Origin of the sequence: Trinickia soli, from assembly GCF_002879855.1 — a bacterium.
Lineage (GTDB): Bacteria > Pseudomonadota > Gammaproteobacteria > Burkholderiales > Burkholderiaceae > Trinickia > Trinickia soli.
In genome coordinates this window covers 103,310-118,773 of the sequence record NZ_PNYB01000011.1, presented here as the reverse complement: position 1 = coordinate 118,773, position 15,464 = coordinate 103,310, and the positions used below count along the sequence as shown (strand labels likewise).

Below are 15,464 nucleotides of genomic sequence, written 5' to 3'. Positions count from 1 at the left end.
ATGATGATTACGATGATGCACCGCAACACTCAATGTGTTCACCATGCGGAGGAATGCTTCGTGGATCGCGCCACTGTCTTTACTTCACCGCACCTCGTACCCAGGGAGATGACCTCCCTGGCCGATGCGCGCCATATCGGGATCCTCATCTTCGACGGTCACTGCCTGTTCACGACAGGCGTGATCAGCGAAGTCTTTCAATTAGCCAATGGACTCATGCGCTTTTCGAGCGGTCAGCCCCCTTACAGGGTGTCGCTGCTCTCCAAGCTCGGGGGGCCGGTCACGAGCTCGTCGTCGATCGCCGTGATGACGCAGCGACTCGACGCCTACTCGGTCGGCGATTTCCATGCGTTATACGTCGCCAGTAACGACGTGCGTGTGACATCGGGCTTCGACGTTCAGCTCGCGCGCTGGCTCTCGGGTTCGGCGACGGCCGGACATGCCTCGGCGAGCCGCCATCCGTCCGCGTTCGGGGTCGGCATCGGTCAGCACACGCGGCCGAGCGTGCCCGTCTTTTGGATCGGCTCGGGTTCGATGCCGGCCTGGGCGCTCAATCAAAAAGCCGCCCAAATGGCGTTGACGCAGATCGCCTCCGATCACGGCGAGGATATGTCGCTGCGCATTGCGAGCAGCCTGCCGCCCTCGGTCGGTGAAGTCGTCAAAGCGCGCAACGACACGCCCAGCCTGAATACGACCGTCGACAAGATTCATGAGTCGACGCGTTGGATGCGCGAAAACTTCGGCGGCGATATCTCCGTATCCGATGCAGCGGCCGTCGCGGCCATGAGCGTGCGCAACTATCTGCGGCGCTTCAAGAGCGAGTTCGGTGTCACGCCGCTCGAATACCTCATGCAACTGCGCTTCGAAGCGATCTGCGCGATGCTCGTCGGCACGAAACTCCCTGTCGACAAGATCGCCCGCCGCTGCGGCATGGGCAACGGCGATCGCTTGGGGCGGCTATTCCGCAAACGGTACGGCGTGTCGCCCACCATCTATCGCAAACACGCGTTGAGCCAGTAGCGCCGGCGTAGCAGCCGGCGCACCGGCGTATCCCGCGGATACGTCAAGGCTCGGGAGGACACGTATGGAGCTTTCATACCTATCGCGTCGTGGATGAACTCGTCGCATACGCATCGCGCCAAGCGACGCGCCGACGAAAGGGCAACGATTGGGAGTGAAGAAATGCGAGGACTGCAGGATCTTTGGGCGCGTGTATTCGATGTCGGCATGATCGCCCTGGGCGCCCTGATCGCATCGCAATTGCGATTCGAGGACGTCGGCCGACTGTACTGGGCGTTCGTCGCCTTTTCGGCGACGTTGTCGCTACTCGTGTTCCCCTCTTTCGGCGTCTACGAATCGTGGCGCGGCCGTTCGAAGCGCGCACTCGTGCGGCAGGTCGCACTGGCTTGGGCGCTCGTTCAGGTCGGCGCAATGGCGTTGATGTTTTCGCTGCACATGGTCAACCTCGTGTCGCGGCTCTGGTTCGGCTATTGGACGCTGATCACGGGCGCCGCGATGATCGCCGGCCGGCTCTGGATGCATGCCGTGCTCGCGCGCATGCGCACGGCCGGCATGAACCTGCATCAGGTGGCCATCGTGGGCTGCGGTGCGCACTGCGACGACCTGATCCGCAAAATCGAAATCGCGACGACATCGGGTTTCCGCGCGGCCGCCATCTATAACGTGAAGTCTGGCGGCACTCCCATCGCACACCCCGAAATACCCGTCTTCGAGGATCATGCGGCGTTTGCCTCGTTCGTGCGCGAGCATGAGCTCGACGAACTGTGGCTCGCCCTTCCGTTGGCCGAGGAATCGGCGATCCTCGAGGTCGTCAACGAATTCCGCAACGACCTCATCAACATCCGCTTCTTGCCCGACGTACGCACGCTGTCGCTGTTCGAGGGAAGCGTGACGAATCTGTTAGGACTGCCGACGATCAATCTGATCGCATCGCCGGTTCCGCCGAGCGCATTGATCAAGAAGGAACTGTTCGACCGCCTGTTCGCGGCCGCCGCGCTGATCGCACTCGCGCCCGTGATGCTCGTCATCGCGATCGCGGTGAAGCTGACCTCGCAGGGGCCCGTGTTCTTCAAACAGCGCCGTAAGGGCGTGGACGGCCGCGTCTTCGAAATCTACAAATTCCGCTCGATGCGCGTGCATCAGCAGAAGGCCGGCGTGCTCGAGCAGGCCAAGCGGGGCGATCCGCGCGTGACGCGCGTCGGTGCGTTCCTGCGGCGCACGAGCCTCGATGAGTTGCCGCAGTTCATCAACGTGCTGCGCGGCGAGATGTCGGTCGTCGGGCCGCGTCCCCACGCCATCGAGCACGACAATCTTTATCAACCGATCGTTCAGGGCTATATCCACCGCTACCGTATCAAACCGGGCATCACGGGCTGGGCGCAAGTCAACGGCTTCCGCGGCGAAACGGAGCGGGTGGAAAAAATGGAGCAGCGCGTCGCCCACGATCTTTATTACCTGCGCAACTGGTCGTTCCGGCTCGATATGCGGATCATCCTCGCGACGATCTTCAAGGGCCTACGCCATACCAATGCGTATTGAAGAGAAGCCTACTGAAGCATGGAGTGCGACAATGAAAAACACATCAGGATTGCTCGACCCGAACGGAAGTCATGGTGGTGCGACGCGCGGCATTGCCGCCAGGACCTGCGCAACGGCCTTCACTGCGCTGTCGACGCTGCTCGCCGCATGCTCGATCGTTCCCGGTCAGCACATGGAGACGCCCCCTTCCCTGCCTGTTTCGTCGACGCCTGACGGCGCCGTGCAATCGGCGGAGCAGATTCCGATCCAGCCGATCGATCTGAACCTGATCAAGCAATTGCAGAGCGGTGCGAGCCAGACGGAGGTCGCCGATCAGTTGGACCTGTTCGCCAAGCCCGGCCCGTACAAACTGGGCCCGGGTGACGTGCTGCAGATCACGGTATGGGACCACCCGGAGCTCGCGGCGGCGCTCGGCCAGCAAGCGCAAACGTCGAAGCCGGGCGATCCGAGCCAGGGTTTCGTCGTCGACGATCAGGGCAACCTCGACTTCCCTTACCTGTCGCATCCGATCCATGCAGCCGGCAAGACGGTCGAGCAGGTCCGGCGTGACGTGCGCGCCGATCTCTCGAAGCAATTCCGCGAGCCGCAGGTGACCGTGCGCGTGGCGTCGTACCGGTCCGCGCAAGTCTATGTCGACGGCGAAGTGCGCGCACCGGGCGGCGAGGCGATCAACGACATTCCGATGACATTGACGGAGGCCGTCAATCGTGCGGGCGGATTCACGGCGAACGCCGATCGCGCGCATTTGACGCTCACACGCAATGGCAAGTCATATCCGATCAACCTGACGCAGATGATCGCGAGCGGCAAGAATCCGCAGGACATCATGCTGCAGCCGGGCGACATGCTGCGTGTCAATACGCGTGACAACAGCACGGCCTACGTGATGGGCGAAGTGGCCAAGCCGATCGCGGCTACGCCGACGGCCGACGGGAAACTCACGCTGGCCGACGCACTGAGCCAGGCGGGCTTCCTGAATCAAGGCACGGCCGACCCGCGGCAGCTCTATGTGATCCGCGAAGAAAACGGCACGCCGCAGGTGTACCACCTGGATTCGCGCTCGCCCGTGTCGATGCTGCTCGCCAATCAATTCGATCTGCAGCCTAAGGATGTCGTCTACGTCGACAACGGCCCGCTGGTACGCTTCAACCGCGTGCTGAGCCTGCTGTTGCCTGCGCTCAACGCCGGCCTGACGGCGGCGATCGTGACCAAATAAGTCGAGGGTAAGCGAGCGTGGCCTACGTCTCCTTGATCGCGCTGATCTTCAGCGTCACGAACTTCGTTCCGGTCAGCGCGATCGGCTTCGCGCCGATGGTGCTGTACGGGTGGCGGTTCTTCGGACGCCGCTATCCCGCGTTCATCGCCCCGTTGGTGACGTTCGCCGCGTTCGCCCTGCTTTCGACGCTCTACTACAACCCCGAGTCATTCCTCGAGTTCGATTTCTATCGGCACGATGGCAACTTCTTCGTTTCCTACGCGCCGATTCTCGCCGGATGCGTTTACATGCATCGGTGGGATCTGAACAAAGTCCTGCGGCGCTTTTATCTATTCGCCGTATTGATCAACATTCCGTACTACCTTTGGTACGTCGCACAGAACGGCTTGCTGACGATTTTTCGCCACCCTTCGGCTACGTTCGGCAGTTACTTCATCGCGCGTAACGCAGCGGGCGGGTTCCTGGCCATCTTGCTATGCCTGGGCATCGCCTGCTATTCGATGAAGAAGAGCCGCGGCCTGCTGGCGCTGATGGGCGCCAACGCGCTGATGTTGTTTTCGACGTACAGCCGCGGGTCGATGCTCGGCATTCTCGTCGTGCTGCCCTACGTCATTTTCGGTCGCAAGCGCTGGATGCTCGCTACGCTCATGGCCGGCCTCGTTGTCGCGTCGCTGGCGATGGCGGCCTATCACACGCGCGGCTCCGTCGATTACATGGGCTATCAGTTCAGCATCGACAACCCCGACGAAAAGGTGGCGAACCTCGACATCCGCTACGAGTGGCTGTGGCCGCGCGCCCTGTCCTACTTCCGGCAAAGCCCGATCTTCGGCATGGGCTTCGGCTCGTTCGACGATACGATCGCCTACGTCGTCCATTATTTCGGGCTGTTCGGCCAGGCCGTCGGCATTACGGCGAACCACACCGATTCCCATGCGCACAACTCGTATCTGAACATCCTCGCGGAGTTGGGCGTCGTCGGTCTCGTGTTGATGATCACGTTTTACTGGCGCCTCGTCGGGTGGTGTCAGAAAGGCGCATGGATGTCCGTGCGCGAGAGCGGCCGCAATTTCGTCGCCTATCGTTTCGTCGAACTGGGCTCTGTCTGCCTGCTCGCGATGTCGGCCACCGAGCATCGCTTGACCACGCCGTCGAACATGCTGCCGATCGCGCTCGTCATTTCTCTGCTGCTCGCCTCGCGCGTTCGCGAAACGCTTCCCGCTTTCATGCGACCACCCGTGCCGGCCGCGCCGACCATGCCCGCGCGCAGGCCAACCCGTATGCGCGGGCCGCGCGTGGCGGGTGTCTCCCCGTCGCCCTCCCCGTCGCCCAATACCGGGCGCTGACGCCGCATCAACGCAAAAGCTCGAAGCCTCGGCGCATTGCGCCTGTGCTTCGAGCTTTCGTTTTCAATCGCCCGCGCTATGGAGCGGGCGAACTTGCACTCAGCGCTCAGTTGTCGGGATTGTTCTGCACGAACGTTTGGAACGAGCCGTAGGTCGGCTGGATCGGCGAAAGGTCGTCGAGCACGATGCCGTACGTGTAATCGCCGCTCGTCAGTTCGTAGTACATCACGGACTGCAGCCCTTGCGTCTTGCGCGCCGCGTAGAACTCGCCGAGCTGCTGCGTGACATAGGTCGAGCGCTGCGTTTCGGTTTGCTCGGGCGCCGCGTTCCACTCGGTGATCATGAACGGCACACCGTAGCGCGCCTTGCAGTACGACGGCAGGTTGAAGCCCGGGCCCGCGCCATCCGTTCCGACATTGAAGATGTCGCCGTACGGGGAGTAGTTGTGCCACGTCGTGATGTCCCAGCGAACCGTCGGGTGACCGCCGGTCCCGTCGGGCTGCTGCCCGTCCCAGAGCATGTCCGACGCAGCAACGTCGGCCACGCAGAAGTTCACGCCCACCTTCGCGCCCGGCTGCACCGACTTGATGCCGTCGATCATGCCCCGAATCGCACCACGCATGATCGGCCAATTCGCGTTGTTGAAGTCGGCCTTGTTCGTGCCCGCCGTTGCCGAGTTCAGAATAATGGCCGGATCGCGCGTCAGTTCGTTACCGCATTCGTACATCGTCACGCCGTAGGGAGCGAGCGCCGTGGCGACCGCGGCGGCGCCCGCGTACGTGGCGCTGTAAGCGGCCGATTCGCTCGTGTAAAGCGCGCCCGTCGAATCGCGCAGGCCGTAGTTGACGAGCGTGAACAACGTCATATTTGCTGACTGGAACTGCTTGGCCAAGGCGATGACGGGGTTTAACTGCCTGGACGTGTTGATGCAACCAACTCGATAGGTCGTGCAGCCGAGCGTTTGCAGCGCGGTCACGACCTGCGTCGCGGTGAACGGGTAGTCGTAGTGGCCGTTGATGCCGTAGAACGAACCGGCCGTCGCCGCCAGGTCGACGCGCGGATCACGGCAAGGCACCCACGTGTTCATCCAGGTCTTCACGTAGAACTGACCGCCCGTCCCTGCCTGGTAAATCATGCCGCCGTACCAGAGCAGCAGGCTCACGTTGTACGAATACGGGTCTTTCACGCCATTCTTGTAGATGTAGCCGTTCGACAGCGTCCACTGGTTGTTGGCCTTGTCGATGATGTACGAAGCCGGGGGAATGGCCGTGCCGTCTGCCGAGGTGCCGCCCAGACGAGGATCGAGACATTGGATCCAGGTCGTGCCGGTGTACTTGTAGAACACCTTGCTCGTGTTTTCCTGATAGATGTAGCCGCCGTACCACAGCAGCATGGCGACGTTGTAAGGGCCCGACATCTTCGCGCCGTTCACATAAACGTAGCCGCCAGAGAGTGTCCAAACGTTTGCGCTGTTGTCCACGATAGAGGTGGCCGAGGGCACGGTCGTGCCGTCCGGCGAGGCGGTCGACGTCGTTGCGGAGCTGGCGTTCGCGATCGGGCCGGTTCCGGCGCTCGCGCTCAGATCGGGGCCCGATCCGCCGCCGCCGCAGGCGACCAGGACGTAGCTGCTTGCCGCCGCCGACAGGCAGCCGAGAAATTGACGTCGTTTCATGATTCAGAACCTCATCTGCATCGAGACAAGCCCGAGCGAAGCGTGTGTGAGCGGGGCAGCGGCATCTCGAATGCGAAAAGGCTTTCCCAAACAAATTCACCTGCAATCAACTAGTTAGGATTCCTAACTAATCCAACAGCTTCGAGCCGCAACCTTGGGGCTTTGCTTCCGGGGAAGATCCGCTTCCTGACCCACTGCCCGACACGTCGTTGTGTCGCGGTGGATCGCGGGTGCCACTCGTTGATGCGAAGTATCGGAGAACGCGCCAGTTGGCGAAATCAGCGTAGGCGGAAGATCGCGTAAGGCATCAGTAAAACCTGTAGGATTCATCCGACATAACGGGCATGTAAATCGCCGCATGGTCGAATTTTCCGAAGTGTGTATTTTTGTATTATTTTGTGTCGGCTAGTCGGCCCTTTGTTACCGATACCACACTAGGGGAAACACTTATTTTTCCGGAATGTTTGTAGGAATTTCGGAAATTATTCCAGAGCAAAGAGCACATTTACCTTGTTAATAGGATTACGACCCTTTTAAATATGCGGATAGCATCCGGCCTGAATGATCATTTCAGCCGCTTTGCGAATATCGGATGACGGATCGGGAAAGGGATCGGACCTGCGTGCTGGCGTAAAAGGCAGCAATGGACGCAGGCGCGGATACAGGCTGGAGGCGTTGAGGGCTCCCCGCGCACGAACGATCCGCGGGGGCCGTACCTTTTCAAGCTGTCGCCGCGAGCAACCGTTGTGCGGGCCGGGATTTGCGCCAAAACCCCCGCTCTATGCGCCACATTAGGGACTGAACGGAAGCGCGGCGTTATCGTTGACTATTGAGGCGCGACGCGCCTACCCGCGGGCGAACCGATGAAGCTCCTGACGGCATTCAAACGACACTTTTTCATGAGTCTGGGCAATGCGATGCCCACGTACGGCCCGTTTAACCGCATCCGCCCTGCTTTCTATCGCATGGCCGGGATGGCGATCGGCAAGGATGTGACGATCATCGGTCCGTTGCATGTCGAACTCAGTCTCAATGAAGAAACGATTCGCGGCATTTCGATCGGGGACCGCGCGTACCTGAACTTCGACACCCGGCTCGCCTGCCGCAACAGCCGTATCTCGCTCGGGGCCGACGTGCAGATCGGCCCCCGCGTCTCGTTTGAGACAGCAACGCACGGCCTCGTCTTCGCGCCTGAAACCGGCCGTGGCCTCGATCATCACGAGATAAGAGTGGAAGACAAGGTGTGGATCGGTGCGGGCGCAACGATCTTGCCCGGCGTGACGATTCACGAAGCGGCCGTAGTCGCCGCGGGTGCGGTCGTCACGAAAGATGTGCCGGCGTACACGCTCGTGGGCGGGGTGCCTGCTCGCAAAATCAAGGATATCGAGCGCGCCCGGCCCTAGCGCCCGTCGGAAGCCGCGATAATCAGCCACGGAAACCACCGACATGACGCACAACGAGCGCGTATGAGGAGACGATTCGGCGACAAGCTGAAATGGACCGGCGCCGCGCTCGCGCTCCTGAGTGCCACGGCGGGCGCTCAATCGTATCGCGACGTGGCGCCCGCCTCCCCTCCTGCGCCAACCCGTCCGAGTGCGCCGCCTCCACCGCCCGCGCCCGCGGCCGGTTCGCAACGGGTCGCCATTGCCGACTTGCGCGGTATCGTCTTCGTCAAAGATAACGGCCGCTCGAACGTGCGCTCGCAGCCATTGCCCGCGGGCCAGCACGTCGCCGCAGTGGGTCTGAGCGAACTCGACCGTGGGTTCCTTGCCGGGTTCGAGAGAGACATCGGCAAACCTTTGACGTTTGCCCGGCTCGCCGAAATTCGTCGGGCCGTCATCGAGCGATTCCGCGCGGCGGGCGAGCCACTCGTCGATGTCTATGTGCCGGAGCAGGATGTCAGCGGCGGCGTCGTGCGCATCGCCGTCGCCGAATTTCATGTCGGCAAAGTGAAGGCGCGCGGCAATCGTTATTTCTCCGATGCCCAACTCGAGCGGGAGATGCCGTTGCGAAGCGGCGGACCGATTCGCGAGTCGGACGTCTCGACCGGATTGGCGCTGCTCAACGCCAATCCCTATCGGCGTGTCGATGTCGTCTACGCGCCGGGGGAAGGCACGAACGCGACGGACGTGATCTTGCAGACGCAGGATCGGCTTCCGTTTCGTGTGAGCGCGGGCTATGACGACGCGGGCGTGCGGCAACTCGGCCGGGATCGATTCTTCGCGGGGTTCGATTACGGCAACCTGTTCGGCCTCGATCAGCAGATCGCCTATCAATACACGGCGAGCAGCGATTTATTGGGCGGCAACCCGCAGATCGAGGGGCGGCCGAACCGGCCGCGCTTTCAAGCGCATTCGTTCAGCTATTCGGCGCCTCTGCCTTGGTTCGATCGCGTCGAATTTTTCGGCGTCTATGCGCAGAGCACGCCGCGCCTGGACAACAGCTTCAATCAAACGGGTGTGTCGGCGCAATTCAGTGCGCGTTATGACAGGCATTTGCCATTCGTCGGCGGTTGGCAGCAGCAACTGCAGTTCGGCTATGACTTCAAGCGATCGAACAACGATTTGGAGTTTGGCGGCGTGCAGGTCTTCAATGCCAATACGCACGTGCATCAGTTTTTGATCTCGTACGACGCAACCAGGAGCGACGCATTGGGGCAAACGCATGCGAATGTAGCCTTCGTTGGAAGCCCGGGGCATTTGGACGGCGACAACAACGACGAGGCGTTCCAGACTACACGCAACGGTGCGACGGCGCGGTATGGGTATTTGCAGTTCCTTGCCGAGCGCAACCTGACGATCGGATCGGGGTTCGGCGTCTTTGCGCGTGGGAGATTCCAATGGACGCCCGATACGCTGCTGCCGAGCGAGGAAATGGGGCTTGGCGGCGACGACACGTTGCGGGGATATGAGCCGTATAGCGTGCAGGGCGACCGCGGCTGGAATCTTCAAACGGAATTGCGCACACCTGCGTTTGCGTTTTTCGGCGAAAGCGGCCCGGCGTTTCAGCCGTACTTCTTCTTCGATGCCGGGCATGTATGGACGAAGATCGACCAGCCGGGCGAGGTTCAGGCGGGGATGTTATCGAGCGTGGGGGTGGGTGTACGGTTTCAGTGGTCGCGGTTTGTCAATGCGCGTGTGACGTTTGGGCAGCCGTTGCGGGCGGTACAGGGGGGCTCGAAGGCGCCGCTTGCGCAGGTGTTTGTGGTGATCGGGAGCTGAGGGGCGCGCATTTTATCGATTGGATTGTTGACAGTTGTCCCGGAGTGGCTAAAATAGCGCCTTCGCTTTCAGAGCGAGCCCAGGTGGCGGAATTGGTAGACGCACTAGGTTCAGGTCCTAGCGGTGGCAACATCGTGGAGGTTCGAGTCCTCTCCTGGGCACCAGGTATTTAAAAAAGGTCAGCTTCTAGCTGGCCTTTTTTCATTATTCCGCCCAGGAAGCAAGGTGCCTGCGCACCCTTATCGACCCGCTACTCGCTCTCACTCTCGCCATCGATGGTCCGGTCTACGACGTTCGAGCCAAACAAGTTCTTCGACCATGAGTAGATGCGGTCCGTCCGCTTCGCGAGTTGATTGGCGGCGGCGCGAGCGGCTCCCCCTACAAAGACCGTCTTAACGAAGACCTTCGCCCCTTTACCCACGTACGGAATCAGTTCGAGACTTAAAAACATCAATGCCTTCTTATACTCACGGTCCTTAATGGATTTCATAACATCATAAAACGGAATAAAGCCGAGTAACCTGTTAAGCGCTTGCTCCGCCGGCGTCTCATTTGCCACGAGATCTGTCATATGCTGCATCGTCCCACTGATGATCGGTTTCAGCGTGTGTACCACGGCGCCCCGAAGAGTATCGCTAGGGTGCGCGATATTACTGGGATCCTCTCGTTTCAGGTAGAATTTAACGCCTTCGGGCAAGGCGCTCGGATCTGAGAAGAATAAATATTTTCCCTTGCTTATCATCCAATCATTCCACTCGGTTTTCGATGCGGGGTCGGGCAAGCGAATCACCAAGTCCGGGTGGTGAGGGACAATCGCGAAATACTTTCGCTCTGGCCCCGCCATTTTGACGATGGTTCCGAGCGTTCCAGAGAACATGTCAGACATCGGCGTTGGTGTCTCGATGGCCGTCACGTGAAAAAGCGTTGCACCCCACTCGAGAAAGATCCCCTCTTTCTTAAACTTATCTGCGATGGCATCCAAACCTTCGTGTCTGAATTTATCCCGGTTCGGATCGAGCGCCTCTTTGACCAGGAAGTTCTTCTCTCCGTATCTTCCCCGCTCTTCGATGGCGCTTTTCAGCTCCTTGCCCCTGTCCGTCACCGGCCTCATCGAATAGCCCGGCGTCCGCGACGTAGTAAGGTACAGGGTAAATTCAGCCGCCGTCACTTTTTGCTGCGTCGGGCGTATATGCGTACCCGGCCGAGCGATCCGGACATCTATCATCTCGTCCGGATCGAACCCGATCTTGCGCAGTGATGGCCCGAGCAATGCAGAAGGCGATGCAACGGAGTTTATTAAATCTCGCATCCAAGAACTTAACTTTTCCTCCGGGTACGCGGCTGCATTTTGCGATGGGTCGAACGTTTCCTCGATGTCGCGACGCTGATGGCGACGGCCACGGCGACGGTGATAGCCTCGCCGCGGATGATCACGCCGATGATGATGCCGACCGACGTGCCCGCTTCGCTTAACGCGTTTTTGCCTTGGCTCAATTCGATTTTTCGACTGCTTAGCCTCGTTGCCTTGGAAAGGCTCGCCTTCACCAGCCCTCATAGCCGTGAAGAGGTTATATAGATCGTTCGTGGAGTACGCGGGATAACCGCTCGGCTCATCGCCCTGATTTTTGATATCGGGTTCAACGTTCTGGCCGAGCGGCGCTCCAGGTAGGCGATAGGGTTTGTCCAAGGTTCTCGCGTAGCTGCCGGAGAAGAACTGCAGAATCATCATGATGAGGAACGTCACTCCCCAACTGTCCAGCTTTGGGGGCGCCTCCAGCCCCATCGGCTGCTCGTCTTGCAACGCGCGGACAACGTCGAATAATGTGGGTTGCAAGATTTCCTGTAACCAGAGCTGCTCGCCGACTGGCTGCTCGTGCTCTTTCAGGCTAAAGCGTTTCTCCCCCCGAGCGCGACGCGCTCGCTTCACTCGCTTTTGCCGCGACTTCTTACTGTGCGTTATTGTCATGCGAACAAGCCCAATCGCAATTCCACCCGCTCCGCTTGACCAGAATGGAACGGCCGACGTTGTGCTTATGCATAAAAAGATACGGGCGCTGCATGAGAAGGTCCCGGGGTTGGTCCTGCCGTTGGTCCTGCCCGACAAAGCGGCAGCGATGGTCGAACAGTAGAGGCGCACCGCGACAGCGTAGCTGATGCCGGCCTCTTCTCGTTAGCGACGCCTCGCGCTGAGGGGGGCTTGAATCACATATTGAACACGGGAATTCCGACGCTCCCGCCTGTGCCGAACACTTTCTTGCGACGCAATTATTGATATAAGGTGCGTGGACTGCGGCACGACCTGGCAGTGGCAATGGAGCTTAACGTCCCCTTGCAACCGGTCGCTGGCGGGCGCGCTGCTCTCTCCGCACTAGATCGTCCGCTACGGCGTCTGCAACATTCCCACTACTGGATTTACTGAGCACTTCGAAACCTTCGTCTGCCCATTTTGCGACCTGATCGGCCGCAAGGCGCGCGGGAGTCGATTTAAAGATCGTCTTAAACAAAATTTTCGCCCCCTTACCCACATAAGGGATTAAATCGAAGCTCAAAAACACAACTGCCTTTTTATATTGTCCATTCCTAACAGATCTCGCAAAATCATAGAATGGAATGAAGCCGAGAATCTTGTTAAGCGCCCCCTCCGCTAGCGTCTCGTGGCTTACCAATTCTGTCATGTGCTTCATCGTGCCGTCGACAATCGGTTCGATTGTATGGTGGACAGCGCCGCGGAGCACTCCGGCGGAGCGCTCAAGGCCACTGATGTCTTGTTCTTCCGCCAAAAATGTCGATCCTCCCGGAAAGATGCTCGGATCGCTGAAGAACAAATGTTTTCCAGTTGTCGCCATCCAAGTACGCCACCTTTCTTTCGAGTTCGGATCGGGGACTTGGATCACCATATCCGGGTGGTGAGGAACGATCGCGAAATACCGGGTCAGGGTCCCGCCTGGCCCTGGTATTTTGACAATGGTCCCGAGCTCGCTCTTGATAGCGGCGACATACGACGATGAGAGCTGGACCTTGACCGGCATTTGGCCCTTGAGATGATAAAGCGTTGCGGTATCATCGAGAAAAATTCGATCTATATCCATAAATTTATTGCCGATGGCCATCATGCCTTCTTCTATATTTTTTCGCTTTATCGGATTGAGCACCTCTTTTGCCAGAAAATTATTCTCCCCGTATCTTCCTTTCTCGGTGACGATCCTCTGCAGCTCACGCCCCCTGTCCGTCAAAGGTTTGAGCCTGAATTTTTCGTTGCCTTCCGTCGTGAGATGCATGGAAAATTCGGCCGCTGTGACGTTTTTGGACGGCATGGGTATATGCTCCATGCCTGATACACTCCTATGAACCTCTATCGGCTCGTCTGGTTCAAACCCGATTGCACGCAATGCCGGCCCAAACAAGGAAACAATCGATTCGACGGAATTGAATACATTTTTCATCCAAGGACTTAATTTATCCTCGGGGTAGACGACGGAGTCTTGTAAGTGATGAGAGGCTTCTTCAGCGCCGTTCCGACGATGAGTGTGACGCTTATGATCACTATCGTGCTGAGGATCAAGTTGGTCGTGGCGATGGTGCGGGTGATGTCCGGTCGAGTGACCAGAGCGATGAAGGCCGCTGTTTCGTTTGAAGCGAGCTTGTTTTTTCGTCGGTCCGTTTTCCGATTGGATCGCATCGCCACTGTCGAACGGAAGCCCATTCCCCTCCGTGATAGTTGCGAAAACGTTGTAAAGATCGTCCACTGGGTAATCGTGGTACACGCTGAACGCATTGCCTTGATCCTGGCTGTCGGGACCGGGCTTTTGCCCCGGAGACACACGGGGTAATTGATACGGCTTTTCCCTCGTGCTTGCATAGGCGCCGCCGAAGAACTGCAGAATCAGCATGATGAAGAACGCCACTCCCCAGCCGTCCAACTTTGGGACGTCCACCGACTCCATCGGCTGCCCCGCTTGCAACGCGCGAATAACGTCGAACAGTGTGGGTAAGTAGAGTTCCTGAAGCCAGAGCTGCTGGCTGGTGGGCTTCTCGTATTCTTTCGTGCTGGCGCGTTTCTCTCCCCGGGCGTGACGTGCTCGCTTCGCCAGCTTCTGCCGCGACTTCTTGGTTTTCGGGCGGACATTGTGGCTATCCATGGAGCCGTACGCGAGTTGGGCGAGAAGATCGCACCCGTGAGCTGCGCGGGGCGCCATTGAAGGGTAGCCGATGCGCGCGTATTGCCGGTCACGGCGACTCGCCGTAACTGGTGCGGTGGACCACATACTGAACGTTTTTACCTCGCGTTGATGGCGACCGCCTTCGCCATCGACCGCGTCGTCTACTGCCCGGCCCCGGCGCCCTCCTCGACAACGCCCCGAATCAAGGCTGATACCGACTTAGGCGCCGACGCCGGGGCGCCGAGGCGTGTCACCACCACAACCCGCCAAAAAGCGCCGACAATTTCTGCATCACCGTATCGGGCGTCTGCTGCTGCGTGGGCTGCGGCAGCAGCGTTTTTCCGGCCACCACCGTATCGATTTGCGTCTTATCGCTGTCGCTCAACTGCGCGTAGGTGACACCCGACCCGAACACCTTCTTCGTCGCATAATCGTTGATATAAGCCGTGCTCACGCGAATGGCGGTGTTCGTCCGCTTCGCTTCGCGCACCGCCAGGAAAGTCGACAGCAACGGGCAGTCCGTTTTCATATTGGCATGCGTCGTCAGATGCTCGTGCAGATTCTCAGGACTCCTAAAGTCCGTCAGCGCGGCGGTGTTATATGGCCCGTTGAATCCGTCTCGACCGTACTTATTGCGATCGAATAGCGCGTCCCAAAGACCTTCGTTGGCCCAGCCCTCTTCATCCCAGTTTTGCGCTTGAGTATGCGCCTGTGTGCCGACCCACTCGTAGAGATCGGCCCAAGCGATGCCCTGCGTATCAAACGCCTGAGCGCGCTTGATCACGCAATACCACTGAATCCGATGGCTGAATTCGCCGTGTCCGTACGGCACCGTCGGATCCTTGAACGGCATTTGCTGCCGAAGCAGCGAGCGAAACTTGTTTTCGTTGATAACGCCTGTCAGCAGCAAAGCTGCAGGCCGTTGTACCCCCGTGCTATTTTGCGCGCCCCCCAGGCAGAAGCCGTGCTGCGATTCCGCTCGTGCCAGCACAGTCGTCAGCAGGTTTTGCAAATGATCGGGCAGCTTAACGCCCGGCGTTCGATTGACGAAAGCGCTTTGCGATGCGGCGACATCGCGTAACCTGGCATGCGCAACTTGATCTCGGCATCGATGTCATTTTGGCTGATAGGCATCGTTGAATCCTCTCTTGGAAATGGGTGGAGAGCGCTCGGATTCAATGTAGCGATGCGTACTCGGGCGGCCTATGGGCAAATGGACACGGTCGGGTTCATGATGCGGGAGGCCCGGGTGTGATTACCGTCGCGGCGTATGGGTCGGAAAAGAAGGCACGC

At 59.4% G+C, this 15,464-nt stretch carries 10 protein-coding genes and 1 tRNA gene; 7 read left to right on the top strand and 4 right to left on the bottom strand.

Features of this window, described 5'->3' with window-relative positions; genetic code table 11:
* Nucleotides 1-60: 60 nt before the first annotated feature.
* From C0Z19_RS14680 to C0Z19_RS14665, 4 genes are all read left to right on the top strand, one after another.
* The gene (locus C0Z19_RS14680) at nucleotides 61-1,020 is read left to right on the top strand and encodes a helix-turn-helix domain-containing protein (RefSeq protein WP_158242988.1); all 960 of its coding nucleotides are present in this window, start codon (nucleotides 61-63) and stop codon (nucleotides 1,018-1,020) included.
* Between the two features lie 162 nt (nucleotides 1,021-1,182).
* A complete protein-coding gene (locus C0Z19_RS14675; protein WP_102610633.1) occupies nucleotides 1,183-2,559 on the top strand; it encodes an undecaprenyl-phosphate glucose phosphotransferase in 1,377 nt (458 codons plus the stop codon).
* A gap of 31 nt (nucleotides 2,560-2,590) precedes the next feature.
* Nucleotides 2,591-3,775, top strand: coding sequence for a polysaccharide biosynthesis/export family protein (locus tag C0Z19_RS14670; RefSeq protein ID WP_102610560.1), 1,185 nt, complete (start codon nucleotides 2,591-2,593; stop codon nucleotides 3,773-3,775).
* 17 nt (nucleotides 3,776-3,792) lie between these two features.
* Entirely contained in the window at nucleotides 3,793-5,118 is a 1,326-nt protein-coding gene (locus tag C0Z19_RS14665; protein ID WP_102610559.1) for an O-antigen ligase family protein, read from the top strand.
* Nucleotides 5,119-5,224: 106 nt separating this feature from the next.
* Here C0Z19_RS14665 and C0Z19_RS14660 read toward each other — a convergent pair whose 3' ends face one another.
* Nucleotides 5,225-6,793: a hypothetical protein gene (locus C0Z19_RS14660; RefSeq protein ID WP_102610558.1), complete on the bottom strand. Its 1,569-nt coding sequence runs from the start codon at nucleotides 6,791-6,793 to the stop codon at nucleotides 5,225-5,227.
* Nucleotides 6,794-7,653: 860 nt separating this feature from the next.
* On the opposite strand from C0Z19_RS14660, the gene C0Z19_RS28925 reads away from it, so the two are divergent.
* The 3 genes from C0Z19_RS28925 (at nucleotide 7,654) to C0Z19_RS14645 (ending at nucleotide 10,175) form a co-directional block, all read left to right on the top strand.
* Nucleotides 7,654-8,193 carry an acyltransferase gene (locus C0Z19_RS28925; protein ID WP_102610557.1) on the top strand — a complete coding sequence of 180 codons (540 nt, stop codon included), beginning with the start codon at nucleotides 7,654-7,656 and terminating at the stop codon, nucleotides 8,191-8,193.
* Nucleotides 8,194-8,256: 63 nt separating this feature from the next.
* Complete coding sequence (locus tag C0Z19_RS14650; RefSeq protein WP_102610556.1) at nucleotides 8,257-10,011, top strand: ShlB/FhaC/HecB family hemolysin secretion/activation protein; 1,755 nt, start codon at nucleotides 8,257-8,259, stop codon at nucleotides 10,009-10,011.
* A 77-nt stretch (nucleotides 10,012-10,088) separates the two neighbouring features.
* A tRNA-Leu gene (locus tag C0Z19_RS14645) sits at nucleotides 10,089-10,175 on the top strand.
* Nucleotides 10,176-10,261: 86 nt separating this feature from the next.
* On the opposite strand, the gene C0Z19_RS14640 is transcribed toward C0Z19_RS14645, so the two are convergent.
* The 3 genes from C0Z19_RS14640 to C0Z19_RS14630 all read right to left on the bottom strand — a co-directional run bounded on the left by C0Z19_RS14640 (nucleotide 10,262) and on the right by C0Z19_RS14630 (nucleotide 15,183).
* Nucleotides 10,262-11,977 carry a hypothetical protein gene (locus C0Z19_RS14640; RefSeq protein WP_102610555.1) on the bottom strand — a complete coding sequence of 572 codons (1,716 nt, stop codon included), beginning with the start codon at nucleotides 11,975-11,977 and terminating at the stop codon, nucleotides 10,262-10,264.
* A 352-nt stretch (nucleotides 11,978-12,329) separates the two neighbouring features.
* Nucleotides 12,330-14,150, bottom strand: coding sequence for a hypothetical protein (locus tag C0Z19_RS14635; RefSeq protein ID WP_146012070.1), 1,821 nt, complete (start codon nucleotides 14,148-14,150; stop codon nucleotides 12,330-12,332).
* Between the two features lie 271 nt (nucleotides 14,151-14,421).
* A complete protein-coding gene (locus C0Z19_RS14630; protein WP_102610553.1) occupies nucleotides 14,422-15,183 on the bottom strand; it encodes a LirA/MavJ family T4SS effector in 762 nt (253 codons plus the stop codon).
* Between the last annotated feature and the right edge of the window lie 281 nt (nucleotides 15,184-15,464).

What these genes read in the sequence shown, in the direction of transcription:
- C0Z19_RS14670 (WP_102610560.1), top strand. Translation starts at nt 2,591, where the DNA reads ATGAAAAACACATCAGGATTGCTCGACCCGAACGGAAGTCATGGTGGT.
- C0Z19_RS14640 (WP_102610555.1), bottom strand. Translation starts at nt 11,977, where the DNA reads ATGACAATAACGCACAGTAAGAAGTCGCGGCAAAAGCGAGTGAAGCGA.
- C0Z19_RS14635 (WP_146012070.1), bottom strand. Translation starts at nt 14,150, where the DNA reads ATGGATAGCCACAATGTCCGCCCGAAAACCAAGAAGTCGCGGCAGAAG.
- C0Z19_RS14650 (WP_102610556.1), top strand. Translation starts at nt 8,257, where the DNA reads ATGAGGAGACGATTCGGCGACAAGCTGAAATGGACCGGCGCCGCGCTC.
- C0Z19_RS28925 (WP_102610557.1), top strand. Translation starts at nt 7,654, where the DNA reads ATGAAGCTCCTGACGGCATTCAAACGACACTTTTTCATGAGTCTGGGC.
- C0Z19_RS14675 (WP_102610633.1), top strand. Translation starts at nt 1,183, where the DNA reads ATGCGAGGACTGCAGGATCTTTGGGCGCGTGTATTCGATGTCGGCATG.